We start from the raw sequence: 26,320 nt of genomic DNA on the forward strand, positions 1-26,320 counted from the left end.
TGCCGGCGTGCTGATCGCGCAGCTGTCCGATGCGCACGTCCGGCCCAGGGGCGTTCTCTACCACGACGTCGTCGACTCGAACGCCGCACTCGTCGACGCCGTCGCGCACGTGCGCGGCCTGGAGTCGCGGCCCGATCTGGTGCTGGTCACCGGTGACCTGGTGGACCATGGCCAGCCCGACGAATACGCCCACGTCCGCGAGATCCTCGAGGCGCTGCCGGTGCCCTACCTCGTCATCCCCGGCAACCACGACGACCGGGAGAACTTTCGTCGCGCGTTCGCCGACCACGACTACCTGCCCCGCGGCGGCCCGCTGCACTACTGCGTGGACGACCACCGCGTGCGCATCATCGGACTGGACTCCACGGTGCCCGGCCACCACCACGGGCACGTGGACGGCGCCGGGTTGGACTGGCTGGCCGCCACGCTGGCCCAGGACACTGCCAAGCCGACGCTGATCATGCTGCACCATCCGCCATTCGTCTCCGGCATCCCGTACCTCGACGAGTACCGGTACTTCGACGGCGCATCGCTGGCGGCAGTCGTCGAACGTGCCCCCAACGTCGAGGCCGTGCTCTGCGGGCACGTTCACCGGTCGATGGTCCGCCGCTGGGCCGGGACCGTGATCGTGACCTGTCCAAGCACCGCCACGGAGATCGACCTCCAGCTCGCGGAATCGGCTCAGTCGTCGAGCCATGACGGCCCGCGGGGCTATCTGCTACACCTCTGGGACGAGCGCGAGGGAATGATCAGCCACCTCGTGCAGATGGGCGACTTCGCCGGGCCCTACCCGTTCGCCTGAGGCTCCCAGCGCTCTTCGATCCGGCCGAAGCGCCACACCGCCAGCGCGACCAACCACACCACCACGAACAAGCCGACGATGGTGAACCCGACGAACTCCAGGTCCGCGGAGCCGATCACCGCCAGCGGGCCGGATTGGATGCCGAGCCGGTCGACCAGCAGACCGATGAGCACGATGACGCCGATCACCAGCGCCACGAATACCGACAGCAGGGTGACGGTCAGGTTGTAGTACACCTTGCGGATCGGCTTGAGGAACGCCCAGCCATAGGCCCGGGCCATGAAGATCCCGTCGGCGGCGTCGAACAGGCTCATGCCCGCGGCGAACAGCACGGGCAGCACCAGGATGGCGTACCACGGCAGCGTGAAGGCCGCCGTACCGGCGGCGAGCACCAGCAGCGCGACCTGTGTCGCGGTGTCGAAGCCCAGGCCCATCAGCAGGCCCACCGGGTAGAGGTGCCACGGCTTGCTCACCCGCCGCATGACGCGCCCCAGCAACCGGGCCATGAAACCGCGGTTGTTCAGCTGGCGTTCCAGCTCGGCCTCGTCGAACTCTCCGCTGCGCATCTCGCGGAACACCTTGGCGATGCCGACCACGGCGAACAAGTTGGTCAGGCCGATGAGGATGAGGAAGGTGCCCGCGACCAGCGATCCGATCAGGCCGAGGGTTTGCAGCATCGACGAGTTCTCGTCCTGCACGGGCCCGATCAGCGCCTTGACCCCGAGCGCCAGCAGGAACGCGAGCCCGAACACCACGCTGGAGTGGCCCAGGGAGAACCAGAAGCCGGCAGACAGCGAGCGCTTGCCCTCGCCGACCAGTTTGCGGGTGGTGTTGTCGATCACCGCAATGTGATCGGCGTCGAACGCGTGCCGCACGCCCAGCAGATAGGCGGTCAGGCCCAGTCCCACACCGAACACCCCGGTGGAGCCCAGCGTGATGTGTTGCGGGGCGACGCCGAAGACCAAGACGCCCCAACCGAATACGTGAAGGAAGACGACCACGGCGCCCATGCCGGCGATGGTCAGCCAGTCGGTGCGATCGAGCCTGCCCGCCACGGTCGGACTGGACGGGGACTCCGACGACGTACCGAGGATCACGCGTACGAGCCTATGGTGGCGTCGCCACGCCTGTCTAGCTGTACAGATGTTCAGGCCGACGGACTACCCGGACGGGCAGGTCATCCGTGGGCGGCGCCAATCCAGTGCAGCAGATCGTGGACGATCTCGTCGTCGAGCCGGTAGGCCACCGAGCGCCCGACCCGGGTGCTACTCACCCAGCCCTGCTGCCGAAGCACGCGCAGCGCCTGGGAGACGGCATTCTCCGATCTGCCGACCACGGCCGCCAGATCGCTGACGCAGATGCCGGGTGCCCGGTGCAAGCTCAGCAGGATCTCGAGCCGATTCGGATCCGACAGCAGGTCGAAGCGCAGCGTCCACCCGGTGATGTCGACGTCGGACAGCGCAGAGGCCGCCCTCCGCACGATCGCCTCGCCGCCAGCCTCCATGCCTGCAATTTAGTCGATCGACCGTTCTAGCTGTCCAGAAACCCGTGCAGCAGCGACGCCGATCCCCACACGTGGGCTGCCATCGTCTCCGCGGCACCGTCGGCGTCCCCGGCGAGGATTGCCATCACGATGGCTTCGTGCTGCTCGTCGGAGTGAACGATGTTGCGCGCCAGCAGCGGAATGTGGTCGAGCAACTCGTTGAGACGCATCCGGTTCTCGGCCACCAGCGGCACCAGCGACGGCGTCCCGGCGGCCTCGGCGATCGCGAGGTGCAATCGGGAGTCCAGCCTGCGGTAGTCCTCCGGCACCGCCCCGCGCACGTCGGTGAGCCTGGTCCACAGGGTTTCGCGCTCCGCGGCCGTCAGCGTCCGTCCGGCCGCCATCCTGGCCGCGCCCACTTCGAGGATCTCCCGCAACCGCAACGCGTCGTCGATGTCGGATCGACTGAACCGCACGCCGTCCGCGCTGGGCGCGGGAAGGTCCTCGGCGAGGAACGTGCCGCCGTACCGCCCGCGACGCGACACCAGGTACCCGGCGTCGGACAGCGACCTGATGGCATCACGCACCGTGTCGCGGCTGACGCCCAGCCGGGCGGCCAGCTCGCGCTCCGGCGGCAGGGACTCCCCCGGCGCCAGCACGCCGAGCCGGATGGTCTCGAGCAACCGGCCCACCGTGTCCTCGAACGCGTTGCCCAGCCGCACCGGACGCAGCAGGGCCCCACTGGCGGGCTGCTGCGGATCCGGTACGGACGAGGTCATGTGGTCGAATCCCTACAGTGGCGTCACGTAGTGACCGGTGATTCCGCCGTCGACCAGGAACGTCGACCCCGTGATGAAGGACGCGTCGTCGCTGGCGAGGAACGTAACCGCGGCGGCCAGCTCGTCGGGTTCGGCGAACCGGCCCATCGGGACGTGAATCAACCGGCGCGCCGCCCGCTCCGGATCCTTGGCGAAGAGCTCCTGAAGCAGCGGGGTGTTCACCGGGCCGGGACACAGGGCGTTGACGCGAATGCCCTGGCGCGCGTACTGAATTCCCAGCTCCCGCGAGATCGCGAGCACGCCGCCCTTGGACGCGGTGTAGGAGATCTGCGACGTGGCCGAGCCATTGACCGCGACGAACGACGCGGTGTTGACGATCGACCCCTTCTGCGCGGGGACCATGTGCCGCAGCGCCGCCTTGCAGCAGAAGAACACCGACTTGAGGTTGATGTCCTGCACCCGATCCCAGGCGTCGATGCCGGTGACCTCGATCAGGTCGTCATCCGGTGGGCTGATGCCGGCGTTGTTGAAGGCGATGTCGACCGACCCGTGCGTCTCGGCAGCGGTGTCGAACAGATTGTCCACCGCCGCTTGGTCGGCGACGTCGACCTGAACGAAGGTGCCGTTGAGGTCACCCGCGACGCTCTTGCCGGTGGTGGGGTCGATGTCACCGATGACGATCGTCGCCCCCTCGGCCCGCATCCGCTTGGCCGTCGCGAGACCGATACCGCTGGCGCCGCCGGTGATGACGGCGACCTTGCCTGCCAGCCGCTGGGTCAAATCCATCTACAGCTCTCCAATCTTGAAGAAGACGTTCTTGGTTTCGGTGAAGTGCAGCGGTGCGTCGGGGCCGAGCTCACGCCCGAGCCCCGACTGCTTGAAGCCGCCGAACGGTGTGTTGTAGCGCACCGAGGAGTGCGAATTGACCGACAGGTTGCCGGATTCCACTCCACGGGAGACCCGCATCGCTCGCGACAGGTTGTCGGTCCAGATGGAGCCCGACAACCCGTAGGGGCTGTCGTTGGCGAGCTCGATCGCGTCGGCTTCGCCCTCGAACGGCAGCACGGTGACGACCGGCCCGAAGATCTCCTCGGTGACCGCGCGGTCGGTGCGCTGTGGGGTGAGAACGGTTGGGGGGAACCAGTATCCGGGGCCGCTCGGCGCGGAACCCTGAAACGCAATGGGTGCGCCGTCGGGAACGTAGGACGCGACGGTGTCGAAGTGCGGCTTGGAGACCAGCGGCCCCATCTCACTGTCCCTCGACGACGGATCGCCGACGACGACGCCCTTGACGGCGGGCTCGAGCAACTCCATGAATCGGTCGTAGACGTTGCGCTGCACCAGGATCCGGCTGCGTGCGCAGCAGTCCTGGCCGGCATTGTCGAAGACGCCGTAGGGAGCGGTGGCGGCGGCCTCCTCGAGATCGCAGTCGTCGAAGACGATGTTGGCACTCTTGCCGCCGAGCTCCAGGGTGACCCGCTTGACCTGCTGAGCCGCCCCTGCCATCACCCTGACGCCGACCTCAGTGGACCCGGTGAAGACGATCTTGCGCACGTCCGGGTGGCTGATGAACCGCTCGCCCACGACCGACCCCTTGCCGGGCAGCACTTGGAACAGACCGTCGGGCAACCCCGCCTGCAAGCCCAGCTCCGCCAGTCGCATCGTCGTCAGCGGGGTGATCTCGGCTGGCTTGACCAGCACGGCGTTGCCTGCGGCGAGCGCGGGCACGAATCCCCACGAGGCGATGGTCATCGGGAAGTTCCACGGCGCGATCACCGCGACCACGCCGAGCGGCTCGTTGAACGTGACGTCGAGACCGCCGGCGACCGGAATCTGCTTGCCCGACATGCGTTCCGGGCTGGCCGAGTAGAACTGCAGGACGTCGCGGACGTGGCCTGCCTCCCACTCGGCGTTGCCGATCACGTGGCCGGAGTTGGCCACCTCCAGCGCCGCCAATTCTCCGACGTGGGCGTCGACCACCGCGGCGAACGACCGCAGCGCGGCGCCCCGCTCGGCGGGTGCGAGCTTGGCCCACTGCTTCTGGGCGGACCTGGCGCGCGCCACCGCGTCGTCGACGGCAGGCACGTCGAGCATCTCGACGGTGCGCAGCACCTCCTCGGTCGCCGGGTTGATCAATGTGGACGTGCTCACGCGGTGTTCCTCTCCAAACTCGAGTGCTTCTTCGATGCGTACGTCGTCGCCGCCTCGACGACGCCGGCGAACAATCGCAGGTCGTCGAGCCGCTCCTCCGGATGCCACTGGACGGCCACCACGAATTCGGGGCCGGGTATTTCAATGGCCTCCACGACGCCGTCGGGATCCCACGCACTGGCCATCAGCCCGGCGCCGAGTTCGGCGATGGCTTGATGGTGATAGCACTGGGCGTCGGTGGACGTGCCGATCAGCGCGGCGACCCGGGTTCCCGGCACGGTCTCGATCTTCGAGGTGCTGAACACCGCGTTGCCGAGCTGATGTTGGTAGTGCCCGACCACGTCGGGCAGGTGCTGGTGCAGCGTGCCGCCGAGCGCGACGTTGAGCACCTGCGCACCGCGGCAGATGCCGAGCAGCGGCAAGCCCCTCGCCACCGCCGCGCGCACGAGCGCGAACTCCCAGGCGTCGCGGTCACGGGCCGGTTCGTCGGTCTTCGCGTGCGGCTCTTGGCCGTAGCGGGCGGGGTCGACGTCGCGACCGCCGGTGATCACCAGGCTGTCGAGGCCCTCGAGTACGCGGTCGACCACGGCGTCGTCGACCGGTTGCGGCGGGAGCAGCATGGCGATGCCGCCCGCAGAGGTGACCCCCTCGACGTAGACGGCGGGCAGAAAACTGGCGCGGACGTCCCAAACTCCCGTCTGGGCCTGTTGTAGGTACGTCGTCAGCCCGACCGTCGGCCTGGGGAGGGCACTAGAGGCGTTCGAAGCCACGTCGCCTCTCCCAGTCGGTCACCGCCGAATTGAAGGCCTTCAATTCGATGCGGGCGTTGTTGAGGTAGTGCTCGACGACGTCGTCGCCGAACGCCTCCCTGGCGACGGTCGACGACTCGAACAGCTCGGCCGCCTCGGCCAGCGTGGTCGGAAGTCGTTCGGCGCCACTGGTGTACGCATTGCCCGCGCACGGCTCGGGCAGCTCCAGCTGCTGGTCGATGCCGTGCAGTCCGCCGGCGATCAGCGCCGCCACGGCGAGGTACTGGTTGACGTCACCGCCCGGCGCGCGGCACTCCATCCGCATCCCGTGCCCGTGGCCGACCACCCGCAGCGCGCACGTGCGGTTGTCCAGGCCCCAGGCGACGGCCGTCGGGGCGAAGCTGCCGTCGACGAAACGCTTGTAGGAGTTGACGTTCGGTGCGTAGAACAGGGTCAGTTCACGCAGCGTGGCGAGTTGGCCCGCCAGGAAGCTGCGGAACATCGGCGACATGCCGAGCGGGTCGTCGTCGTCGGCGAACACCGCCGAACCATCGGTGCCCCGGAATGACAGGTGGATGTGGCAGCTGTTGCCTTCCCGCTCGTCGAACTTCGCCATGAAGGTCAGGCTCTTGCCGTGCTGGTCGGCGATTTCCTTGGCGCCGTTCTTGTAGACGGTGTGGTTGTCACAGGTGACCAGCGCCTCGTCGTAGCGGAACCCGATCTCCTGCTGACCGAAGTTGCACTCGCCCTTGACGCCCTCGCAGTACAGGCCGGCGCCCTCCATGCCGTTGCGGATGTCGCGGAGCAACGGCTCCATCCGCGTGGACGCCAGCATGTTGTAGTCGATGTTGTAGTCGGTGGCAGCCGTCAGCTTGGTGTAGCCCTTGGCCCACGCGTCGCGGTAGGAGTCGTCGAACACGATGAACTCGAGTTCGGTCGCCGCGACGGCCTCCATTCCCCGCTGGGCCAGCCTGTCCAACTGCGCGCGCAGGATCCCGCGTGGAGACGGCCGCACCGGCGAGCCGTCATGCCAGCCGAGATCGGCCATCACCAAGGCGGTGGCCGGCAGCCACGGGATCCGCCTCAGCGTGGTGAAGTCCGGCGTCATCACCATGTCGCCGTAGCCGGCTTCCCAGCTCGACATCGTGTATCCGTCGACGGTGTTCATGTCGACGTCGACGGCCAGCAGGTAGTTGCAGCATTCGGCGCCGTGGGCGATCACGTCGTCGACGAACAGCCGGGCCGAGATTCGTTTGCCGGTCAGCCGGCCCTGCATGTCGGTGAAGGCGACGATGACGGTGTCCACGTCTCCCTCGGCGACCATCTTCTTCAACTCGGAGAGTTCCAAAGTCACGTGCCCCGCCTCTCGAAACCGACCAACATGGGTGTGAGTCAACCATTGGATCCGGTTCACCGCGCATTTCGGTCTTAGATTTACACAACCGTCACTGCCAAAGGTAGGACACCAGACCATTGCGGATCTATTCTCCCTACTCAGTGAGCGCTCTCGTGCGCTACCCCGAGAAGGAGAACCACCGTGCCAGAGGGTCACGAAGAACTGTCCGACGACGAGAAGCACCTCGCGTCACTCGGCTACACCCAGGAACTCAACCGTTCCTGGTCCAGCTTCAGCAACTTCGCCATCTCGTTCTCGATCATCTCGATCCTGGCGGGTTGCTTCACCTCGTTCGGCCTCGGATGGAACAACGGTGGGCCCGCCGCCATCGCCTGGGGCTGGCCCATCGTGTCGGCGTTCATCCTCGTCATCGGTCTGTGCATGTCCGAGCTGGTCTCGGCGTACCCGACGTCGGGCGGAATCTATTGGTGGGCAGCCAAACTCGGCGGTCCGAAGGCCGGTTACTACACGGGCTGGCTCAACCTCGTCGGGCTCATCGCCATCCTGGCGTCGGTCGCCTACGGCAGCGCCACGTTCCTGGACCTGACGCTGGGCACGTTCAGCGAGAGCTGGCTCGCCGGCTACAGCCTGACCCGGACGTTCATCATCTTCCTGGTCATCCTGGTGATCGTGGCGACCATCAACATCTTCTCGTCGCATCTGCTGGCGGTGATCAACAACGTCTCGGTGTGGTGGCACGTCGTCGGCGCCGCCGCCGTCATCGTCATCCTGTGGGCGCTGCCCGCACAACACGCCAGCTTGTCGACGGTGTTCACGACCACGGTCAACAACACCGGCTTCTTCGGCGGCTCCACCTCCGGCATCACGTTCCTGCTGTTCGTCCTGCCGATGTCGGCGATCCTGACCCAGTACACGATCACCGGCTACGACGCGTCGGCGCACCTGTCCGAGGAGACCAAGGGCGCCGCTCACGGTGCGGCCAAGGGCATTTGGCGGTCGATCTTCTACTCCGCCATCGGCGGGTGGATCCTGCTGCTGACGTTCTTGTTCGCCGTGCAGGACGTCGACGGGGTGACCGCGGGCGGCGGCGCGGTCGCGACGATCTTCAGTCAGGCGCTGGACTCGAAGTGGGCCGGTGTGGTGCTGCTGATCTCGACCGCCGGACAGCTGTTCTGCACCACCGCCTGCCAGACCAGCGCGTCGCGCATGCTGTTCGCGTTCAGCCGCGACCGCGCCGTGCCGGGCCACCAGCTGTGGTCCAAGGTCAACGCCGGCCGCGTGCCCGCGAACGCGGTGATCGTGACGGCGGCCATCGCGGCGATCATCACGCTGCCCGCGCTCGTCGAGGTCGACATCAACGGCGCACCGGTGCCGATCGCGTTCTTCGCGGTGGTGTCGATCGGCGTGGTCGGGCTCTACCTGTGCTTCGCGGTGCCGATCTACTACCGCTGGAAGGCCGGCGACGCGTTCCCGGTCGGCAAGTGGAACCTGCGCGGACATCACAAGTGGATGGCGCCGGTGGCGCTCGTCGAAATCATCGTCACCTCGATCATCGCGATGTTTCCGACGTCGATAGGCGGTGCGCCGTGGGATCCCAGCTTCGAGTGGAAGTTCGTGAACTACACCCCGCTGCTCGTCGGCGGCGTCCTGATCCTGCTGTTCGTCTACTGGCACGTCTCGGTGAAGAAGTGGTTCACCGGGCCGATCAAGCAGGTGACCACCGTCGCCGAGGAACTCGACCTCACCTAGGACCCGCTAGCCGAACAGTTCGCGAACGTCGGAATCGGTGATGGCAGAACCGAAGACGTCACCCTCGTCGACGACGGCGGCGAACAGTTCACGCTTGCGCTCCTGCAGCGTGACGACCTTCTCCTCGATGGTGCCCTCGGAGACCAGGCGGTAGACCGTGACCGGACGGGTCTGACCGATCCGATGCGTCCGGTCGACCGCCTGGGCCTCCGCGGCCGGGTTCCACCATGGGTCGCAGATGAAGCAGTAGTCGGCCTCGGTCAGGTTGAGCCCGAAACCGCCGGCCTTCAGGCTGATCAGGAACACCGGGGTGGCACCCGACCTGAAGTCGGCGATCGCGGCGTCGCGCTGCTGGGAGCTCGACGACCCGTCGAGGTAGGCATAGCGCACCCCGACCGCGTCGAGGTGGTTGCGCAGGATGGCCAGGAAGCCGGTGAACTGGCTGAACACCAGCGCGCTGTGCCCTTCGGCGACGAGCTCGGGCAACTGCTCGACCAGGAAGTCGACCTTGGCCGCGGCGACGTCCATCTTCGACTCGTCGACCAGTCCCACGTGCAGGCTGAGCTGTCGCAGCAGGGTGAGCGACCGGAAGATCTGAAACCGGTTCTTCTCCCAATCCCCCAGCAGGCCAAGCACCTTCTGGCGTTCGCGAGCCATGTGCGTGTCGTAGATGCGCCGGTGCTTCGGGCCGAGGTCGAGCGCCAGCAGCTGTTCCTGCTTCGGGGGCAGCTCACCGGCGACCTGGCCCTTGGTGCGCCGCAGCATCACCGGCTTGATGCGCCGGCGCAGCACGGCCAGCCGCTCGGGGTCAGTGCCGGATTCGATGGGCTTGCGGAAGTGCTGGGTGAACACCGCCGGGGACGGGAACAGGCCGGGCGCGGTGATCGAGAGCAGCGACCACAGCTCCATCAGGTTGTTCTCCATCGGAGTGCCGGTGATGGCGAGCTTGAACGGCGCGTCGAGCCGGCGCACGCACTGATGGGTCTTGCTGTTGTGGTTCTTGACGAACTGCGCCTCGTCGAGAATGACTCCCGCCCAGTCCATGTCGGCGTACGCCTGAAAGTCGATGCGCAGGATGGCGTAGGAGGTAACGACCACGTCGACCCCGGCCGCCCGCTCCGCCAGCGACGTGCCGGACCTGGCCTCGGTGCTGGTGACCGCCAGGGCCGTCAGTCCCGGGGTGAACCGTCCGCATTCGGCGACCCAGTTGGTGACGACGCTCGTCGGAGCCACCACCAGGAACCGTCGCGCTCCCCGTTCGGCGACGCGAGCGATGAGCGCAAGGGTCTGCACGGTCTTGCCGAGTCCCATGTCGTCGGCCAGCACCCCGCCAAGCTGGTTGTCCCACAGGAACGACAGCCAGTCGAGGCCGTCGCGCTGGTAGTCACGCAACGTGGCCGCCAGCCCGGCGGGCACCTCGACCGGTGCCGGCGGCCGCGCCGCCGTCCTCGCCGCGAGGCTTCGATGCCAGGCGGCCAACTGCTCGTCGACCACGCCGAGGGCCAGCAACTCCTCCCACAGAGTGACGTTGTGGGATCCGGCGTTCACCCGGACGCCGTCGATCTCACCGAGCGCACGCGCTTCGTCGAGCAGCTCGCGCAGCCGCAGGAGCTCCGGGCTGTCGAGCGGGAAGTACACCCCGTTGGGCAGCAGCATGTGCGTTGCGCCCGTGGCCAATTCGGCAATGACCGATGCGATGGGGACGTCTTGCCCGTCGATGGTCAGCGTGATGCCCAGATCGAACCAGTCGTTGCGCACCGGTTCGTCACCGTCGTTGCCGAACCGGAGCCGCGGCGCACCGTCGGCGGGCCGGAAGTCCGGGACGCCCTGGGCCACCTCGACGGTGAAGGACTCGCGGCAGTCCAAAGCCGGCAACAGTTCGCCGACCAGGACGGCCGCCTCGGCGAGGGTGAGGTCGACCCCCGACCGCAACGTCTGCGGCGACGCGGCCGCAGCGGCCGCGACCGAACCCTCGGACCTGGCGATCGCAGTCATCTCCTCGACCAGTGCGACGGTGACGACCCTGTTGGTCAGCTGCCGAAGACGGTGCGCGGCTTGCTGCTTCCAGGTGCGAGAGGCCGCCGCGACCGCCCGCACGGCCGGCGCCACGACGTCCCACACGAGGGCTTCGGCGTCGGCGTCCCGGTACCCCGTGCGTGCCGCCAGCGAGTCCGGGTCGAACTCGTGGTGGCGATCGTTGACCAGGTACCGGGTGCTCCATGACGCTCGCACGCCGCCGGGGGTCGTGGTCAACGTCAACACGGCCGTCGGGCCGCTGATGGTCGGCGGGGTGAAGAGCCCGTCGGCCACGTCCACCGGCGCGGCGTCCACCAACCGCGGCAGCACGTCCATCGAGAACTCCGGCACCATGTCGGCGGGGATCCGCACGACTTCGTTGCGCAACAACAGATCCAGTGCCGTTCGGGCCGGCACCGGATCGAACCGGCCCAGTCGCAGCACACCGTCGACGATCGTGTACATCCCGTGCGGCGTTGGCGATCCGATGAGCCCGACCGCGTCGGTCGGGCAGCGTTCCCCGTCGACCATCATGGTGACGGACATCGCCGCGCCGCCGGTGTCGTCGCCCGTGAAGTCGAGCCGCAGCGTCGCGCTCTTGACCAGGTCGACGCCCGTCAAGCCGCTGCTCCCGTGCGCGACGACGGCGACCCCGGCGTCCAGCGCATCGGCCAACCGGGCCCAAAACCCCACGGGGACCCGAGAAACCGTCACCACGTCGTTGATCGGCACGATGCCGGAGCGCTGGGCGTCGCTGACCAGCGCGCGCAGGGCGTCGTATTGCGCGCGGTCGAATTCACCGGCGGCGGCGTGGTAGGACAGGCGTTGCCAGCTGACCCCGGCCCGAATCCAGGTACCACGCTTGCCGAGGGTGACCGGGCGCAGCGCGATGTCGGCGCGCGGCCGGTACCGACTGGGCGGGGTCACGGAGAACTCCAGGCCCAGGGGTGCGGCGTTGGCCGCGCCCTGCGGCGTCAGTTCGTCGAGCATCTTGCTCAAGACGACTCGCCACCGGTCGGCGGCCTGCTCGGGCGAATGATGGTTGCTGGCAGCGGTCAGCAGCAGGGCGACGGCGTGTTTGCAGTAGACCCCCACCGGGCACGAGCACTCGGCCCAGACGAGTCGCAGGTCCTCACCGGAGCGCTGGAATCCGGCGGCGACCCGATACCGGTGGCCGTCGGACCCCGAACACAGACCGGTGAGCTCGAGGTCCTCCTCGTCCCAGTCGGCCTCGCTGACCCGGCCGAGGTCGGCGTACCTGGTACCGCGACTGACCGTCGCCGAGCCAAACTCGGCGACCAGCTCGCCGATGTTCAGGACGAGGTCCGGGGGCGGCACCATGGACCGAGGATAGAGAAGATCGCCGACAGGAGGTCGAGGACGACGTCACCAGGTGCTGGTGCGCAGCACGATCTCGGCGGCCAGCTGCGCCGTGGACTCCTGGGCGTTGCGGCGGCCGAGCAACTCCACGATGCGGTAGTCCCCGTAGACGTAGCGCTGGCTGGCCTTGGCCACGTTGCGTGCCGCGGGGGAACTGACCAGTGCGGTGGTGTTCACCTCGACCGGTGGGCAGCGCTCGTCGCGGACCTCTCCTGCCTGGTCGGGCACGCGGGGGTGGCCACGGTCGACGACGACCAGCCCGGTGAAGCGGTCCAGCCGGGTGGCGGCCAGCTCCCAGGCGAGTTCGCCCCCGACGCGGTCACCGACCAGCAGCGCCCACCGCACGCCGACGGAGTCGAGGATTCCCACCACGGCCTTGGCGCTCAACCGCGGGTCGGGCGCGATGACCACGGTCCGGAGGGACGCCGTGTGCAGGCGCTGACAGATCGCGTCGTAGGCCGCCGGGCCTTGATGGGCGGCTCCCAGCAAGACGACGACCGAGCCCTTGTCCGGGCCTGACACGTCGACCGTTGCCGGGAACCCGTCGACGGTGCGCACGGTCGATGGCATTGCGCCACGCTACCCGAGCCGTTGGGCCTGCCGGGCCGTGATCTCCAAGAACGTTTGCGGCAGCGACGCTTTGACGGCGATGGCGGGGTTGGGCGTGGGGAACGCGATGCCGAACATGCCCGAGTCGCCCACGTTCTCGAACGTGAAGTACACGCTGCTCTCGGTTCCCCTCAGCTGCATGGTCTGCCGGTAGGTCAAGGCCTGGGGCCGTTGTGAGCTCATCTTGGTGGTCGTCATCTGGATGGGTTGGGACTCCGCGTCGAAGAACGTCGTGTACGCCTCGCATCGCGTGGCGGTGGCGTCGAGCCGGTTCAGGTCCAAGGTGTCCGCCAGCACCGTCATGACCACCCGCGCGCCGTCGTAGGTGACGGCGTACTTGACCGAACTGCCCGGTCCGCGGTCGACGGACGCCGCGATGTCGCGGGTCAACCCGTCGGTGCAGCCGGCGGGTTCCGATGCCATCGGCGGCGGGCGGTTAGTCCCGTCGGGCTGACCGGGTTGCTCCGCGATGCGGTCGAACTCGACCCCTGGCGGGAAGTCCTCGGCGCTGAGTGCGGCCGCGTTCAGACGTGCACCGGGCCAGGTGGGCGTGCCCTTCACCGCACAACTGGTCAGGAACACGGCCACACCCGCCGCGAGGACGACGAGCTTCGACGTCGCTGCCATGTTCCAAGGCTACTCAGACACCGTCGAGCCGGGAGCTGATCACGGGGCGCGCCGGCGCTCCCCCGTCGACCAGGTCCAGCAGGGCATCCACGTCGAGGTGCTCGACCAGCAGGTCGGCCATCGCGTCGAGCTGTGCGTCGCGCCGGCCCGCGACGTCGACGTCGTCGGCGACGACGAATCCGTGCCGACCGGCCGCGGCGGCCGCGTCGACGAGCCACTGCCGCCGCACCTCGTCGTTGTCGAACAGTCCGTGCCAGTGGGTGCCGTACACCGCGCCGCGGCGGAGGCCGATGCCCAACCAGGACTCCTCGGCCGAGCGGGTCACCTGACCGTGGTGGATCTCGTATCCCCGCAACGGCGTCGTCCAGTGCCGCAGGGTCTTCTCCGCGGCGAAGACGACGTCGGCGTCGAGCAGACCGAGCCCCTCGACGCGTCCGCGGCCCGACTCGACCGGGTCGTCGACGCTGCCGCACAGCATCTGGAAGCCCCCGCAGACGCCCACCACGGCGCGGCCGGCCGCCGCGTGGGCGAGCACGCCGTCGGCGAGCCCGCGGTCCCGCAGCCACGCCAGATCGGCGACAGTGGCCTTGCTGCCCGGCAGCACCACGACGTCGGCGTCGGCGAGGTCGGCGACGTCGGTGACCCACCGGACCACCACGCCGGGTTCGCACGCCAGCGCCTCGACGTCGGTGGAGTTGGAGATGCGAGGCAGCCGAACGGCGGCCACCCGCAACGTGTCGGTGCCGCGCGCCTGCTCGGGGATGCCCACGATCCGGTGGGCCTGCACCGACAGGGAGTCCTCGGCGTCGAGCCAGAGGCCGTCGTCGTAGGGCACGACGCCGTAGGTGGGCCGTCCGGACAGCCGCTCGAGCTGGTCCAGGCCAGGGGTCAGAAGGGTGGGATCACCGCGAAACTTGTTCACCACGAACCCCGCGACGAGCCGCTGGTCGTCGGGTTCGAGGACCGCCACGGTGCCGAAGAAGTGCGCCAGCACTCCGCCGCGGTCGATGTCTCCGACCACGATGACCGGAAGATTCGCCGCTCGCGCCAGGCCCATGTTGGCCAGATCGGTTGCGCGCAGGTTGATCTCGGCTGGCGACCCGGCGCCTTCGCAGATGACGACGTCGAATTCGTCGCGTAGCGAGGCAAGTTCGTCGGCGACCACCCGGGCGAGCATGTCGCGGTGGCGGAAATAGTCCCCGGCGGCGACCGTGCCCTCCACCCGTCCCTTGACCACCAGCTGCGAGGTCCGGTCCCCGCCGGGCTTGAGCAGGACGGGGTTGAATCGCACGCTGGGTTCCAGGCCCGCGGCCCGCGCCTGCATCGCCTGGGCGCGGCCGATCTCACCGCCTTCGACCGTCACGGCCGAATTGTTGGACATGTTCTGGGCCTTGAAGGGCGCCACGCGAATGCCCTTGCGCGCCAACAACCGACACAGTCCTGCGACGATCGTCGACTTGCCGGCGTCGGAGGTGGTGCCCGCGACCAGCAGCGCGCCGCTCACTCCGGAAGCGTCAGGATCTCGGCCCCGTCCTCGGTGACCACCAGGGTGTGCTCGAATTGGGCGGTCCACTTCTTGTCCACCGTGGCCACCGTCCAGCCGTCGTCCCAGATCTCGTAGTCCAGCGCGCCGAGGTTGATCATCGGCTCGATGGTGAATGTCATGCCGGGTTCGAGGACCGTGTCGACCGCCGGCTGGTCGTAGTGCAACACCACCAGTCCGTTGTGGAACGTCTCCCCGATGCCGTGGCCGGTGAAATCGCGAACGACGTTGTAGCCGAAGCGGTGTGCGTAGGCCTCGATGACGCGTCCGACGACCGAGAGCTGACGGCCGGGCTTGACGGCCTTGATGGCGCGCATGGTGGCTTCGCGGGTTCGCTCGACGAGCAGGCGGTGTTCCTCGGACACGTCACCGGCGAGGAACGTGGCGTTGGTGTCGCCGTGCACGCCGTCGACGTACGCGGTCACGTCGATGTTGACGATGTCGCCGTCCTGGACGACCGTGGAGTCGGGGATGCCGTGGCAGATCACCTCGTTGAGCGACGTGCAGCATGACTTGGGAAAGCCCTTGTAGCCCAGCGTCGACGGGTAGGCCCCGTGGTCGACCATGTACTGGTGGGCGATGCGGTCCAGCTCGTCGGTGGTGACGCCGGGTGCGACCGCACGGCCGGCCTCGGCGAGCGCGTCGGCTGCGATGCGTCCGGCCACCCGCATCTTCTCGATCACCTCGGGTGTCTGCACCCACGGCTCGGAGCCCTCGCGCACCTCGGACTTCCAGGCGTACTCGGGACGCGGGATCGACTTGGGCACGGGCAGCGTCGGGGACAACTCGCCGGGGTGGAGGGCGGTGCGAACGGACATCCTCCCAGGGTAACTAACCCCTGCCGAACAGCGACTTTCGCGGTCCGCGGATGTCGACGGACCCGCACACGCTGCGGCCGGTGAGGATGACGTGCGGGGACCCCTCCGCGGGCGCGTCCTTGCGGTGGTCGCGGGCGCTGCCGACGAGCACCTCGACGTCGTCGATCGACGCACTCGCCCCGTCGGGCAGCCGAATCTCCACCGACCCGAACTTCATGTCCAGCTCGATGACGACGATGGGCCCGGCGAACCGCGCCTTGGTGAGGTCGAGGTCGACCGAACCCATGCGTCGCACCAGGGAGAGCCTGGTGGGCACGATCCACTCGCCCTGGCGTTTGAGCGACCCGAGTACGCCCCGCAGTTCGACGCGGTCGGTGGCGGTCGTGACGATGGCACCCGGGCCAGGCAGGTCTTCGACGAGCGCGCCGAGCTCGGAGTGCAGGCGGGCCTGCGACACCGCGGCCGACCGTTCTTCGAACTCGCCGATGTCGATGAGCCCGAGCGCCACCGCATTGTGCAGGCGCCGCAGGGTGCCGTTGCGGTCTGCGTCCGAGATGCGAAGACCGCCGAAGCCCTCGGCACCCGTGTCGGAGTTGCTCATCGTGAGGACCAGGCTACTCAGACCAGGTAATCGGGGGGCAGCCCGCCGAGCATGTCCTTGCACATCCGCACCGCGTACTCGGAGCTGCCGCCGCCGACGATGAGCGCGGCGAACGCCAGATCGCCGCGGTACCCGGCGAACCAGGCGTGCGAGCCGCCGTCGAACTCGGCCTCACCGGTCTTGCCGCGGACGTCCCCGCTGCCGTTCAGTTCCTTGGCCGTGCCGTTGGTCACCACCAACTGCATCATCGGCCGCAATCCGTCGACCATCTTGGGGGTGATGGTGGGCGTGTCACCCGACACCTCGGTGTGCCTGCCCTCGATCAGGGTCGGCACGGGCGTCTTGCCTGCGGCGACGGTGGCCGCGGCCAGCGCCATGCCGAAGGGGCTGACGAGGACCTTGCCCTGACCGAACCCGTCCTCCGTGCGCTCGGTCAGGTTGACCGTCGGGGGGACCGTTCCGGTGACGGTGCTGATGCCGTCGACGACGAAGTCGGTGCCGATGCCGTACTGCGCGGCGGCGGTCGTCAGGCCGCGCGGTGGCATCTTGCTGGCCAGTTCGGCGAAGGTGGTGTTGCAGGAGTTGGCGAACGCCCGCGACATCGGCACGGTGCCGAGGTCGAAGCCGCCGTAGTTGGGGATGGTCCGCTGCCCGATGTCGATGTGGCCGGGGCAGCCCAAAAGCGTGTTGGGCGTTGCCATGTCGCGGTCGATCGCGGCGCCCGCGGTGATGATCTTGAACGTCGACCCCGGCGGGTAGAGGCCAGTGGTCGCCGCGGGTCCGTCGGCATCCGCGGCGGCATTCTGGGCCACGGCGAGAATCTCGCCGGTCGACGGCTTGATGGCCACGATCATCGCCTTGCGGCCGACCATGTCGACGGCGTCCTGGGCGGCGTTCTGCACCGACCGGTCGAGGCTGATGGTCACCGAAGGTGCTGGGGCGCCGGGAGTTTCGCTGAGCACCTCGACGTCGGCGCCGTTCTGGTTGACGCTGACCACGCGCCAGCCGGCCTGGCCGTCGAGCTCGTCGGACACCGACTTCTTGACCTGGTTGACGATGTCGGGCGCGAAGCGGTCGTCGACCGCGAGCAATTCGGCGTGCGGGGTGATGACGACGCCCGGCAGATTCCCGATGGCAGGCGCCACCGCGTCACGGTCGGCTTGACGCAGCGTGATGAGGTTCAGCGGGGTGGCCGACGAGCTCGCCGTCTCGGCGAGGCGCTGAGCGTCCATCGTGGGGTCGAAGCGGCGCAGCGTGTCGGCGACGATCTGGGCCGTGGGCATGAGGTCGCCGCCCGCGGCCTTGGCGTCGAGCGCGTAGTTGTACAGGAATCCGGGCCGCAACACGTCACTGCCGCCACGTTCGTTCACCGACGCGCGCGGCGGGGCGTCCGCCCGCAGCGCCAGCGTTTGGTTCTCGCCGAGATTGGGGTGCAAACCCGTTGCGCTCCAACGCACTTCCCAGCGACCCTCGTCGCGGACCATGTTCAGCTGACCATCGTAGGTCCAGGTGCGCTTCTTCGGCAGGTGCCAGGTGTATCGGTAGGTCACGCTGCCGGTGTCCTCGGCGTACTTCGAGCCGAGGATCTGCGCGTCGAGCTTGGTCGCCTGCAGGCCGGCCCACGCCGCGTTGAGGGCGGCGCGCGCCTGGGCGGGATGGTCGCTGAAGTCGGCGGCAGCCCCGGTGTCGCCCTTGGCGAGCGCGGTGAAGAACGCCGTCGCCACCGGTTCGGGCCCGTTGGGTCGTGGGGTGCAGGCGCTGAGCCCACCGGCGGCCGCCACCAGGGCGAGCACCGTGAGAAGCCCGGCGACGCGTGATGCGGATGAGGTTCGTGTTGCCATTGTGGCTGATGTTAGAAGCCGCGAGCGCTCAAGCCTTGGAGGCGCACCGAGACGCAATCGTGATTGGCCGGGAACGGGCCCGTGATCAGTCGAGCAGCACGGTGGCGAACGTGCCCACCTCGGTGAAACCGATGCGGGCGTACGTCGCACGCGCAATCGTGTTGTAGCCGTTGACATACAGACTGGCCGTCCGGCCGCTGCGCACGACCGCCCGAGCCACCGCCGCCGTACCGGCGATGCCAAGACCGCGGCCGCGCCAGTCCGGGTGCACCCAGACACCCTGGATCTGACCGACGGCGGGCGACTGCGACCCCACCTCGGCCTTGAACACCACCTGGCCGTGTTCGAAACGGGCCCAGGCCCGGCCCGCGGTGATCAGTCCGGCCACCCGACGGCGATAACCGCGACCGCCGTCGCCCATCCGAGGGTCGACGCCGACTTCCCCGATGAACATGTCGACCGCCGCCACCAGATAGGCGTCGAGCTCTTCGATGCGCACCGGGCGCACCTCCGGGTCGACGGGAGACTGCGGCGGGCCCGACAGCGCCATCAGGGGCTGGTGCTCGCGGACGTCGCGCGCCGGACCCCACGACCGCTCGAGGCGGTGCCACATCGGCATGACGAGCTCCGTGCGCCCGACCAGCGACGAGCAGCGGCGTGGCGTGCTGGCGGCCTTGTCGGCGAAGGCGACGAGGTCGGAGATCTCACCGCGCAGGGGAATGAGGTTGGCGCCGGCGAAGCACAGCGAGTCGCTCGGCCGCCGCCGCGTCCACATCTCGCCGCCGATCGACGTCGGGTCCACCCCGTGGTCGGCCACCCTCGCGGCGACCATGCAGGAACCGACCGGATCCTCGTCCAGCACGCGGCACACCATCATGGCGTCACGCACCACCGTGACGCGTCGCTCCTCGGCGAGGCGAAACAGTGGCGGAGCGGACATCTGAACCTTCTAGGAACCAGCGGCGGTGACCCTGCTCACAGGGTCGGTTTCAGCTTACGGTCACAACGGGTGCGCCGCCCGCATCATTGATCCCGGATTGTTCCGCGATCTTCATCGCCTCTTCGATCAACGTCTCGACGATCATCTGTTCGGGCACGGTCTTGATGACTTCGCCCTTGACGAAGATCTGACCCTTGCCGTTGCCGGACGCCACGCCGAGGTCCGCCTCGCGGGCCTCGCCGGGACCGTTGACGACGCACCCCATGACCGCGACGCGCAGCGGGACGTCGAGGCCCTCCAAGCCCGCCGACACCTCGTTGGCCAGGGTGTAGACGTCGACCTGAGCACGTCCGCACGACGGGCACGAGACGATCTCCAGCCCGCGCGGACGAAGGTTGAGCGACTCCAGGATCTGGGTGCCGACTTTGATCTCCTCGACCGGCGGTGCCGAGAGGGAGACCCTGATCGTGTCGCCGATACCCCTGGCGAGCAGTGCGCCGAAGGCGACCGCCGACTTGATGGTGCCCTGGAATGCCGGCCCGGCCTCGGTCACGCCGAGGTGCAGCGGGTAGTCGCACTGTTCGGCGAGCTGCTCGTAGGCCGCGACCATGATGACGGGATCGTTGTGCTTGACGCTGATCTTGATGTCGCCGAAGCCGTGCTCCTCGAACAGCGACGCCTCCCACAGCGCCGACTCGACGAGCGCCTCGGGGGTGGCCTTGCCGTACTTTTTCATCAGCCGCGGGTCGAGCGAGCCGGCGTTGACGCCGATGCGGATCGGGATGCCGGCGGCCCCGGCGGCCTTGGCCACCTCCTTGACCCGGCCGTCGAACTCCTTGATGTTGCCGGGGTTGACGCGCACCGCGGCACACCCGGCGTCGATCGCCGCGAAGATGTACTTCGGCTGGAAGTGGATGTCGGCGATGACGGGGATGTTGGCCTTCTTGGCGATCGCCGGCAGCGCGTCGGCGTCCTCCTGTCGGGGACACGCCACCCGCACGATGTCGCAGCCCGAGGCGGTCAGCTCGGCGATCTGCTGCAGCGTGGAGTTGATGTCGTGGGTCTTGGTGGTGCACATCGACTGCACGGCGATCGGGTAGTCGCTGCCGACACCCACGTTGCCCACCATCAGCTGACGCGTCTTGCGGCGCGGGGACAGCGTTGGCGGCGGCGGTACCGGCAAACCCAGACCGACGGTCATGATGACTTCCTTTTCACGCTATTGGAACAACTTGATCGGATTGACCAGGTCGGCTGTGACGGTCAGCAACATGTAGCCACCCACGACCACCAGGACGACGTACGTCGCGGGCATCAGCTTGAGGTAGTTGACCGGTGCGCCGGCGACCTTGCCGCGCGCCGAGCGGACCATGTTGCGGATCTTCTCGTAGACGGCGATGGCGATGTGCCCGCCGTCGAAGGGCAGCAGCGGCAGCAGATTCACCACGCCGAGAACGAAGTTCAGTTGGGCCAGGAAGAACCAGAACATCACCCAGAGGCCGTGGTCGACGGTCTCGCCGCCGATGATGCTGGCGCCGACGACGCTGATCGGCGTCTCCTTGTCGCGCTCGCCCCCGCCGATGGCGTCGACGAGCGCACCCATCTTGCTGGGGATCTTGGCCAGCGACTTGCCGAGTTCGACCATCAGGTCGCCGGTGAAGGCGACCGTGGCGGGCACGGCCGAGAGGGGGTTGTACTGCGTGGGCTCGAAGCTCGCGGCCGCGATGCCGACGGCGCCGACCTTGGTAGGCGCGGCGGCGTCACCCTTGGTGAAGCGCTGAGTCTGGGTGACGTCGACGGTGGTGGTGAATTCCTCGGTGCGGCCGTTCTCGGTGCGCTGCACGACGAACGGCGTCGGCGCGTTCAGCTTGCGGACGGCGGCGACCATCTGCTCGAAGGTGTTCACGTCGGTGTCGCCCACCTTGACCACGGTGTCGCCAGGCTTGATTCCGGCCGCCGCGGCGGGACCGGGACCGGTGCACTCCCCCATCTTCTCCTTGGAGACCTGAGAGGCGACGCACGCCGTCTCACCGACGATCGCGGTGGTCGGCGGATGCAGGTTGGGTAGCCCCCACACGATCGCGATGCCGTAGATCAGCACGAGCCCGATCACGAAGTTCATCGCGGGACCGGCGAACAGCACCGCGACCCGCTTCCAGACCTTCTGGCGGAACATCGCGTACGGCCGGTCCTCGGGTGACAGTTCCTCGACCGACGTCATGCCGGCGATGTCGCAGAAGCCGCCGAGGGGAACGGCCTTGACGCCGTATTCGGTGTAGCCGAGTCGGTTGCGGCGCTTCGTCGACCACAGCGTCGGGCCGAACCCGACGAAGTAGCGGCGCACCTTCATCCCGGTGGCTCGCGCCACCCACATGTGACCGCATTCGTGCAGCGCCACCGACAGCAAGATGGCCAGTGCGAACAGCACAATGCCCAGTGCGAACATCATCTTGTTGCTACGACCTCCCGTGCTGCTTCCTTCACCGCGACGCCAGCGGCTGCCCTGGCCCAGTCCTGAGCGGCGAGTACGTCGTCCACGGTAGCCGGTTCCGCCGACCACTGGTCGGCACCGCGCAGGACCTCGGCGACGATTCGGACGATGGCGGGGAATCGGATGCGTCCGGCGAGGAAGGCCTCGGCGGCCTCTTCGTTGGCGGCGTTGTAGACCGCGGTCAGGCAGCCACCCCTGGTGCCGGCCTCCCGCGCAAGGGCCACCGCGGGGAAGACGTCGTCGTCGAGCGGCTCGAACGTCCAGGTCGAGGCCGTGGTCCAGTCACACGACCTGGCCGCGCCCGGGACGCGCGCCGGCCATCCCAGCGCAAGGGCGATCGGCAGCTTCATGTCGGGCGGGCTGGCCTGGGCGATCGTCGAGCCGTCGACGAAGGTGACCATCGAGTGCACGATCGACTGCGGGTGGACCACGACGTCGATCCGGTCGTAGGGCACGCCGAAGAGCAGATGCGTCTCGATCAACTCCAGGCCCTTGTTGACCAGCGAGGCCGAGTTCAGCGTGTTCATCGGACCCATCGACCAGGTGGGGTGAGCCCCGGCCTGCTCGGGGGTGACGCCCTCGAGGTCGGCGGCGGGCCAACCGCGGAAGGGGCCACCCGAGGCGGTCAACACCAACCGGTCGACCTCGGCGGCGGTGCCGCCGCGGAGGCACTGCGCCAAGGCAGAGTGCTCGGAGTCCACCGGCACCAACTGGCCGGGGGCCGCGGCCTTGAGCACCAGGGGGCCGCCGGCGATCAGCGACTCCTTGTTGGCCAGCGCCAGCCGTGCGCCCGAGTCGAGGGCGGCCAGGGTGGGGCGAAGTCCGAGCGCGCCGACGAGTGCGTTGAGGACGACGTCGGCCTCGGTGTTCTCGACCAGGCGTGTCGCCGCGTCGTCCCCGGCGTAGGTGACGTCCCCGAGTCGGTCGGCAGCGGCGGTCGAGGCGACCGCGACGTTGGTGACGCCGGTCTCGGCGCGCTGGCGGGCCAGCACATCGGGGTTGGCGCCGCCTGCGGCGAGCCCGACCACCTCGAAGCGGTCCGGGTTGGCGGCGATGACCTCGAGGGCCTGGGTGCCGATGGAACCGGTGCTGCCAAGTACGAGTACGCGCACGCGATCCGAGTTCACCGGTCCATTGTGCCGCGTCACCCGCTCCGTGACGAAAGTGCGATCCGAATGTGACGCGGATATGACGGCGCAGCTCACATTCCATCCATGTTCACAGTCACGGCGAATGCCCGATGAGGACGGCGGCACGAGCCGTCCCGGACACATTGGAGTGATCACGTCATGAACTCAGCACACCGCAAGGCGATTGCTGCGCTAGGCCTGACCGCCGTAGCCGTCATGGGCACCGCCGCATGCTCGAAGGAAGAGGCCAGCTCGACCGCGAGCTCGATCTCCAGCAGTGCCAGCAGCATCTCCTCGAGTGTGGCGAGCAGCTCGTCGTCGAGCGCCCCCATGACCGGTACCGCTGATCCCGCGTCCGACCTGGTCGGCACCGGTTGCGCCGGCTACGCCGAGAAGGTGCCCGAGGGCGCCGGCTCCGTGGCCGGCATGGCCAAGGACCCGGTGGCCACCGCTGCCTCGAACAACCCGCTCCTCACCACGCTGACGGCAGCGGTGTCCGGCAAGCTCAACCCCGGCGTGAACCTGGTCGACACCCTCAACGGTGGCCAGTTCACCGTGCTCGCGCCGACTGATGACGCGTTCGCGAAGATCGACGCGGCGACCCTCGAGAAGCTCAAGACGGACGCCCCGTTGCTCACCAGCATCCTGACCTACCACGTGATTCCCGGTCAGCTGAGCCCCGCTCAGGTCGCCGGCAAGCACAAGACGGTCGAGGGCGGCGAGGTGACCGTGACCGGTGAGGGCGAGGGCCTGAAGTTCGACCAGTCCGGCCTGGTGTGTGGCGGCGTCAAGACTGCCAACGCGACCGTGTACATGGTCGACACCGTCTTGATGCCCCCCGCCAAGTAACAACGGCTCCAACAGAACCCGCGGGCGGTGTCCCGCCGCACATCCCCCCGTACGCGGCGGGACACCATCCGTGTCTGCTTCACCAACGAAGGAAGTCGAATCCCGTGAAACTTACTGACAAGACCAAGAAGGCCGTCACCGGCACCTCGATCGCAGCGCTGGCCGTTGCCGGACTGCTGACCTCCACCGGCATCGCACAGGCCGCACCGGCCGAGGGCCTCGTCGGCAACAGCTGTGCCGCCTACGCCAAGGAAGTTCCGACCGGACCCGGGTCGGTCGAAGGCATGTCGATGGACCCGGTCGCCACGGCCGCGTCGAACAACCCCATGCTCACCACGCTGACCGCGGCGGTCTCGGGTCAGCTCAACCCCGAGGTCAACCTGGTGGACACGCTGAACAGCGGTGAGTTCACGGTGTTCGCCCCGACCGACGACGCGTTCAAGAAGATCGATCCGGCGACCATCGACAAGCTCAAGGTCGACGCGCCGCTGCTGACCAGCATCCTGACCTACCACGTGGTTCCGGGTCGGCTGAGCCCCGAGCAGGTCGTCGGCACGCACAAGACGGTCGAGGGTGGCGAGGTCACCGTGACCGGCATGGGCCCCGAGCTCAAGGTCAACGACGCAGGCCTGGTGTGCGGTGGCGTGCAGACCGCCAACGCCACGGTCTACATGATCGACACCGTTCTGATGCCTCCGGCTCCCCCGGCGATGTAAGAACACCAGTTCGCCGACGGGGCGGTCCGGGCTCAGGCCTGGGCCGCCTCGTTGCGTTGGCGCTCGTATCGGACGCGATCGGCGCGATCCCGGGCGCGGGTGATTCTGCGCCGCGGCATGGTGAGCCCGGCGGTGTGCGGCGTGGGTCGCCCGGTGGTCGTGACCGTCGCGGTGGGTCTGCTCAGTTCGGGGAACAGCAGTCGGCTGCCCGGCGTGGTGACGAACTCTTTGCCGTCGGGTGCGGTCCAGATGACGGTGCCGTCGTCGAGTTGCCTGTCCCGCCAACCATTCTCACCACCCCAGAAGGTCTTGAGCAGATGGTGTCGACGGCAGACGCACTTGAGGTTGGACGCGGCCGTGGGGCCATGCGGCCACGGGATCGTGTGATCGATGTCGGTCTGGCTGGCGGGCACGCGGCAGCCCGGGAAGCGGCACGTCATGTCGCGGCAGCGCACGAAGTCGGCCAGCTTCCTCGACGGTCGGTACCGGTTCTCCGGTGAGGCTTGTCCAGGGTGCACGATCCGGGTGATGGTCGCCCCGATGGTGGCGCGGCAGGCAAGAGCACCGGGAAGGAATTGGCCGCCCATCAACGCCGCGGGGCGTAGTGAGGCCAGCCGAGCGGGAGTTGGGGTCATCGCTTCGGTGAGGGTGAGGTCGCGAAGGGGTTTGTCGAATAGCGGTGGTTCTTCCCCGTCGATGGCTGCTCGCTCGGCGGCCGCGGTGGGCTCGTCGGTGTCCGCGGGGGTCTCCGTTGGCGGCGCAGGTGTTTCGTGCCTCGGCGCTGACGGCCCAGGCGCCGGGTCGGCCAGCGTGTCTTCACTGGCGATGACGTAGACCACCACGCCCGTGGCGGGCGGGTCTTGGGCGGCCGGGCAGTCGTCGTTGCCGCACAGGCAGGCCATACGGTCGGTCCCGATGGCGCCGATGGCGTCGGCGCGGAGTTGGTCGGCGGTCCGGGGATCATCCGGGCAGACAGTGGCGGCCAGGTTCTTCAGTCGTGCCTGGAACGCCTTGGCGTCGTGGGCGAACAGGGTGGCCAACACCGTGGCCAGGCCGCTGCCGTCCTCCTCGATGCGCACCTCAACCGACCGGCCTCGTGCCTTGGTCTCGTCCCGCCGCACCGCGTGCGGGTCGACCTGCGCCACGGAGACGTCGATGGCCTTCTCGGTCTTGTCGACCGACCGCGGTTCCCAGTCCCCGAACGCCTCGGCCAGCAGGCCGTCGAGTGCACGCAGGGCATCGGGGTCGATCACCAGGGCGCCGCGGTGCACCACGGTCTTCACCAACGCATAGGTGATCAACCCTTCCGCGAACACGGCAGCCACGCGAGGGAACCGGTCGTGCAACGCCACCGCGACCAACAGCTGGTGGGAGGCGGTGCCGGGAGTGATGTTCTGTGCGGCGCCGATGTGGGCGGCGACGGCGTCGAGGTTGTCCAGGCACCACTGGTCGCGATCGGCGGACCCGGAGGCGGCATGTGCCTCGTCGAGCATCGCGGCCATCGTCGCCACCCGTTGAGCGCAGGCCGCGTTCTCCACCCGCGCCCACGACGACAGCGCCCCGGCACCGCGGGTGCCAGTCGTCGCGTCCACCAAGTCGTCGAACATGAACCCAGTTTACGGCGACGGTCTGACGAAAAACGTTCTGCTACAGGCGTTCTGTGGATGAACGCCGCACTGTGGACAACCC

General features: G+C 68.4%; 23 protein-coding genes. 4 read left to right on the plus strand and 19 right to left on the minus strand.

The window, feature by feature from the left end; translation table 11 throughout:
• The first annotated feature begins 7 nt into the window (after nucleotides 1–7).
• A complete protein-coding gene (locus H7K45_RS22890; RefSeq protein WP_263998264.1) occupies nucleotides 8–802 on the plus strand; it encodes a phosphodiesterase in 795 nt (264 codons plus the stop codon).
• Here the strand turns inward: H7K45_RS22890 and nicT are convergent.
• From nicT to H7K45_RS22925, 7 genes are all read right to left on the minus strand, one after another.
• A complete protein-coding gene (gene nicT, locus H7K45_RS22895) occupies nucleotides 787–1,899 on the minus strand; it encodes a Nickel transporter NicT (RefSeq protein WP_263998266.1) in 1,113 nt (370 codons plus the stop codon). The genes H7K45_RS22890 and nicT overlap by 16 nt on opposite strands.
• A gap of 80 nt (nucleotides 1,900–1,979) precedes the next feature.
• Entirely contained in the window at nucleotides 1,980–2,306 is a 327-nt protein-coding gene (locus H7K45_RS22900; protein WP_263998267.1) for an ArsR/SmtB family transcription factor, read from the minus strand.
• A gap of 26 nt (nucleotides 2,307–2,332) precedes the next feature.
• Nucleotides 2,333–3,064 carry a FadR/GntR family transcriptional regulator gene (locus H7K45_RS22905; RefSeq protein WP_263998269.1) on the minus strand — a complete coding sequence of 244 codons (732 nt, stop codon included), beginning with the start codon at nucleotides 3,062–3,064 and terminating at the stop codon, nucleotides 2,333–2,335.
• Nucleotides 3,065–3,076: 12 nt separating this feature from the next.
• On the minus strand, nucleotides 3,077–3,850 hold the full coding sequence (locus H7K45_RS22910) for a 3-oxoacyl-ACP reductase (RefSeq protein WP_263998270.1): 774 nt from the start codon (nucleotides 3,848–3,850) through the stop codon (nucleotides 3,077–3,079).
• The gene (locus tag H7K45_RS22915; protein ID WP_263998271.1) at nucleotides 3,851–5,215 is read right to left on the minus strand and encodes an aldehyde dehydrogenase family protein; all 1,365 of its coding nucleotides are present in this window, start codon (nucleotides 5,213–5,215) and stop codon (nucleotides 3,851–3,853) included.
• Nucleotides 5,212–5,985 (minus strand): gamma-glutamyl-gamma-aminobutyrate hydrolase family protein, encoded by a 774-nt coding sequence (locus H7K45_RS22920; RefSeq protein ID WP_263998272.1) that lies wholly within the window; start codon nucleotides 5,983–5,985, stop codon nucleotides 5,212–5,214. The genes H7K45_RS22915 and H7K45_RS22920 overlap by 4 nt, the downstream gene beginning before the upstream one ends.
• Nucleotides 5,966–7,288 carry a glutamine synthetase family protein gene (locus H7K45_RS22925; RefSeq protein ID WP_263998416.1) on the minus strand — a complete coding sequence of 441 codons (1,323 nt, stop codon included), beginning with the start codon at nucleotides 7,286–7,288 and terminating at the stop codon, nucleotides 5,966–5,968. Before H7K45_RS22925 ends, H7K45_RS22920 begins: the two co-directional genes overlap by 20 nt.
• Before the next feature lie 213 nt (nucleotides 7,289–7,501).
• Here H7K45_RS22925 and H7K45_RS22930 point away from each other — a divergent pair, with 213 nt between their 5' ends.
• On the plus strand, nucleotides 7,502–9,070 hold the full coding sequence (locus H7K45_RS22930) for an amino acid permease (protein ID WP_263998273.1): 1,569 nt from the start codon (nucleotides 7,502–7,504) through the stop codon (nucleotides 9,068–9,070).
• Nucleotides 9,071–9,076: 6 nt separating this feature from the next.
• Here the strand turns inward: H7K45_RS22930 and H7K45_RS22935 are convergent, their stop codons facing one another.
• The 11 genes from H7K45_RS22935 to dxr form a co-directional block, all read right to left on the minus strand.
• A complete protein-coding gene (locus H7K45_RS22935) occupies nucleotides 9,077–12,427 on the minus strand; it encodes a DEAD/DEAH box helicase (protein WP_263998274.1) in 3,351 nt (1,116 codons plus the stop codon).
• 45 nt (nucleotides 12,428–12,472) lie between these two features.
• Nucleotides 12,473–13,036: an alpha/beta fold hydrolase gene (locus tag H7K45_RS22940; RefSeq protein ID WP_263998275.1), complete on the minus strand. Its 564-nt coding sequence runs from the start codon at nucleotides 13,034–13,036 to the stop codon at nucleotides 12,473–12,475.
• A gap of 9 nt (nucleotides 13,037–13,045) precedes the next feature.
• Complete coding sequence (locus tag H7K45_RS22945; RefSeq protein ID WP_263998276.1) at nucleotides 13,046–13,702, minus strand: hypothetical protein; 657 nt, start codon at nucleotides 13,700–13,702, stop codon at nucleotides 13,046–13,048.
• Between the two features lie 13 nt (nucleotides 13,703–13,715).
• Nucleotides 13,716–15,206 (minus strand): cobyric acid synthase, encoded by a 1,491-nt coding sequence (locus H7K45_RS22950; RefSeq protein ID WP_263998277.1) that lies wholly within the window; start codon nucleotides 15,204–15,206, stop codon nucleotides 13,716–13,718.
• Nucleotides 15,203–16,063 (minus strand): type I methionyl aminopeptidase, encoded by an 861-nt coding sequence (map, locus tag H7K45_RS22955; RefSeq protein WP_263998278.1) that lies wholly within the window; start codon nucleotides 16,061–16,063, stop codon nucleotides 15,203–15,205. Before map ends, H7K45_RS22950 begins: the two co-directional genes overlap by 4 nt.
• A gap of 13 nt (nucleotides 16,064–16,076) precedes the next feature.
• Nucleotides 16,077–16,664 (minus strand): DUF1707 SHOCT-like domain-containing protein, encoded by a 588-nt coding sequence (locus H7K45_RS22960; RefSeq protein ID WP_263998279.1) that lies wholly within the window; start codon nucleotides 16,662–16,664, stop codon nucleotides 16,077–16,079.
• 17 nt (nucleotides 16,665–16,681) lie between these two features.
• A complete protein-coding gene (locus H7K45_RS22965) occupies nucleotides 16,682–18,505 on the minus strand; it encodes a penicillin-binding transpeptidase domain-containing protein (protein WP_263998281.1) in 1,824 nt (607 codons plus the stop codon).
• Between the two features lie 85 nt (nucleotides 18,506–18,590).
• Entirely contained in the window at nucleotides 18,591–19,445 is an 855-nt protein-coding gene (locus H7K45_RS22970; protein WP_263998282.1) for a GNAT family N-acetyltransferase, read from the minus strand.
• A 49-nt stretch (nucleotides 19,446–19,494) separates the two neighbouring features.
• Complete coding sequence (ispG, locus tag H7K45_RS22975) at nucleotides 19,495–20,646, minus strand: flavodoxin-dependent (E)-4-hydroxy-3-methylbut-2-enyl-diphosphate synthase (RefSeq protein WP_263998283.1); 1,152 nt, start codon at nucleotides 20,644–20,646, stop codon at nucleotides 19,495–19,497.
• An 18-nt stretch (nucleotides 20,647–20,664) separates the two neighbouring features.
• Complete coding sequence (locus H7K45_RS22980) at nucleotides 20,665–21,894, minus strand: M50 family metallopeptidase (protein WP_263998285.1); 1,230 nt, start codon at nucleotides 21,892–21,894, stop codon at nucleotides 20,665–20,667.
• Nucleotides 21,891–23,084, minus strand: coding sequence for a 1-deoxy-D-xylulose-5-phosphate reductoisomerase (dxr, locus tag H7K45_RS22985; protein WP_372512614.1), 1,194 nt, complete (start codon nucleotides 23,082–23,084; stop codon nucleotides 21,891–21,893). Before dxr ends, H7K45_RS22980 begins: the two co-directional genes overlap by 4 nt.
• Nucleotides 23,085–23,225: 141 nt before the next feature.
• Here dxr and H7K45_RS22990 point away from each other — a divergent pair, with 141 nt between their 5' ends.
• Both H7K45_RS22990 and H7K45_RS22995 read left to right on the plus strand, forming a co-directional pair.
• On the plus strand, nucleotides 23,226–23,915 hold the full coding sequence (locus H7K45_RS22990) for a fasciclin domain-containing protein (RefSeq protein ID WP_263998287.1): 690 nt from the start codon (nucleotides 23,226–23,228) through the stop codon (nucleotides 23,913–23,915).
• A gap of 149 nt (nucleotides 23,916–24,064) precedes the next feature.
• Complete coding sequence (locus H7K45_RS22995) at nucleotides 24,065–24,631, plus strand: fasciclin domain-containing protein (RefSeq protein WP_263998417.1); 567 nt, start codon at nucleotides 24,065–24,067, stop codon at nucleotides 24,629–24,631.
• 32 nt (nucleotides 24,632–24,663) lie between these two features.
• On the opposite strand, the gene H7K45_RS23000 is transcribed toward H7K45_RS22995, so the two are convergent.
• Complete coding sequence (locus tag H7K45_RS23000) at nucleotides 24,664–26,238, minus strand: HNH endonuclease signature motif containing protein (RefSeq protein ID WP_263998288.1); 1,575 nt, start codon at nucleotides 26,236–26,238, stop codon at nucleotides 24,664–24,666.
• Nucleotides 26,239–26,320 lie beyond the last annotated feature (82 nt).

Source organism: Mycobacterium yunnanensis, from assembly GCF_025823185.1.
Taxonomy (GTDB): Bacteria; Actinomycetota; Actinomycetes; order Mycobacteriales; family Mycobacteriaceae; genus Mycobacterium; species Mycobacterium yunnanensis.

What these genes read in the sequence shown, in the direction of transcription:
- H7K45_RS22900 (WP_263998267.1), bottom strand. Translation starts at nt 2,306, where the DNA reads ATGGAGGCTGGCGGCGAGGCGATCGTGCGGAGGGCGGCCTCTGCGCTG.
- H7K45_RS22905 (WP_263998269.1), bottom strand. Translation starts at nt 3,064, where the DNA reads ATGACCTCGTCCGTACCGGATCCGCAGCAGCCCGCCAGTGGGGCCCTG.
- H7K45_RS22910 (WP_263998270.1), bottom strand. Translation starts at nt 3,850, where the DNA reads ATGGATTTGACCCAGCGGCTGGCAGGCAAGGTCGCCGTCATCACCGGC.
- H7K45_RS22925 (WP_263998416.1), bottom strand. Translation starts at nt 7,288, where the DNA reads ATGGTCGCCGAGGGAGACGTGGACACCGTCATCGTCGCCTTCACCGAC.
- H7K45_RS22935 (WP_263998274.1), bottom strand. Translation starts at nt 12,427, where the DNA reads ATGGTGCCGCCCCCGGACCTCGTCCTGAACATCGGCGAGCTGGTCGCC.
- H7K45_RS22940 (WP_263998275.1), bottom strand. Translation starts at nt 13,036, where the DNA reads ATGCCATCGACCGTGCGCACCGTCGACGGGTTCCCGGCAACGGTCGAC.
- H7K45_RS22945 (WP_263998276.1), bottom strand. Translation starts at nt 13,702, where the DNA reads ATGGCAGCGACGTCGAAGCTCGTCGTCCTCGCGGCGGGTGTGGCCGTG.
- map (WP_263998278.1), bottom strand. Translation starts at nt 16,063, where the DNA reads ATGTCCGTTCGCACCGCCCTCCACCCCGGCGAGTTGTCCCCGACGCTG.
- H7K45_RS22960 (WP_263998279.1), bottom strand. Translation starts at nt 16,664, where the DNA reads ATGAGCAACTCCGACACGGGTGCCGAGGGCTTCGGCGGTCTTCGCATC.
- H7K45_RS22965 (WP_263998281.1), bottom strand. Translation starts at nt 18,505, where the DNA reads ATGGCAACACGAACCTCATCCGCATCACGCGTCGCCGGGCTTCTCACG.
- H7K45_RS22970 (WP_263998282.1), bottom strand. Translation starts at nt 19,445, where the DNA reads ATGTCCGCTCCGCCACTGTTTCGCCTCGCCGAGGAGCGACGCGTCACG.
- ispG (WP_263998283.1), bottom strand. Translation starts at nt 20,646, where the DNA reads ATGACCGTCGGTCTGGGTTTGCCGGTACCGCCGCCGCCAACGCTGTCC.
- H7K45_RS22980 (WP_263998285.1), bottom strand. Translation starts at nt 21,894, where the DNA reads ATGATGTTCGCACTGGGCATTGTGCTGTTCGCACTGGCCATCTTGCTG.
- H7K45_RS22990 (WP_263998287.1), top strand. Translation starts at nt 23,226, where the DNA reads ATGAACTCAGCACACCGCAAGGCGATTGCTGCGCTAGGCCTGACCGCC.
- H7K45_RS23000 (WP_263998288.1), bottom strand. Translation starts at nt 26,238, where the DNA reads ATGTTCGACGACTTGGTGGACGCGACGACTGGCACCCGCGGTGCCGGG.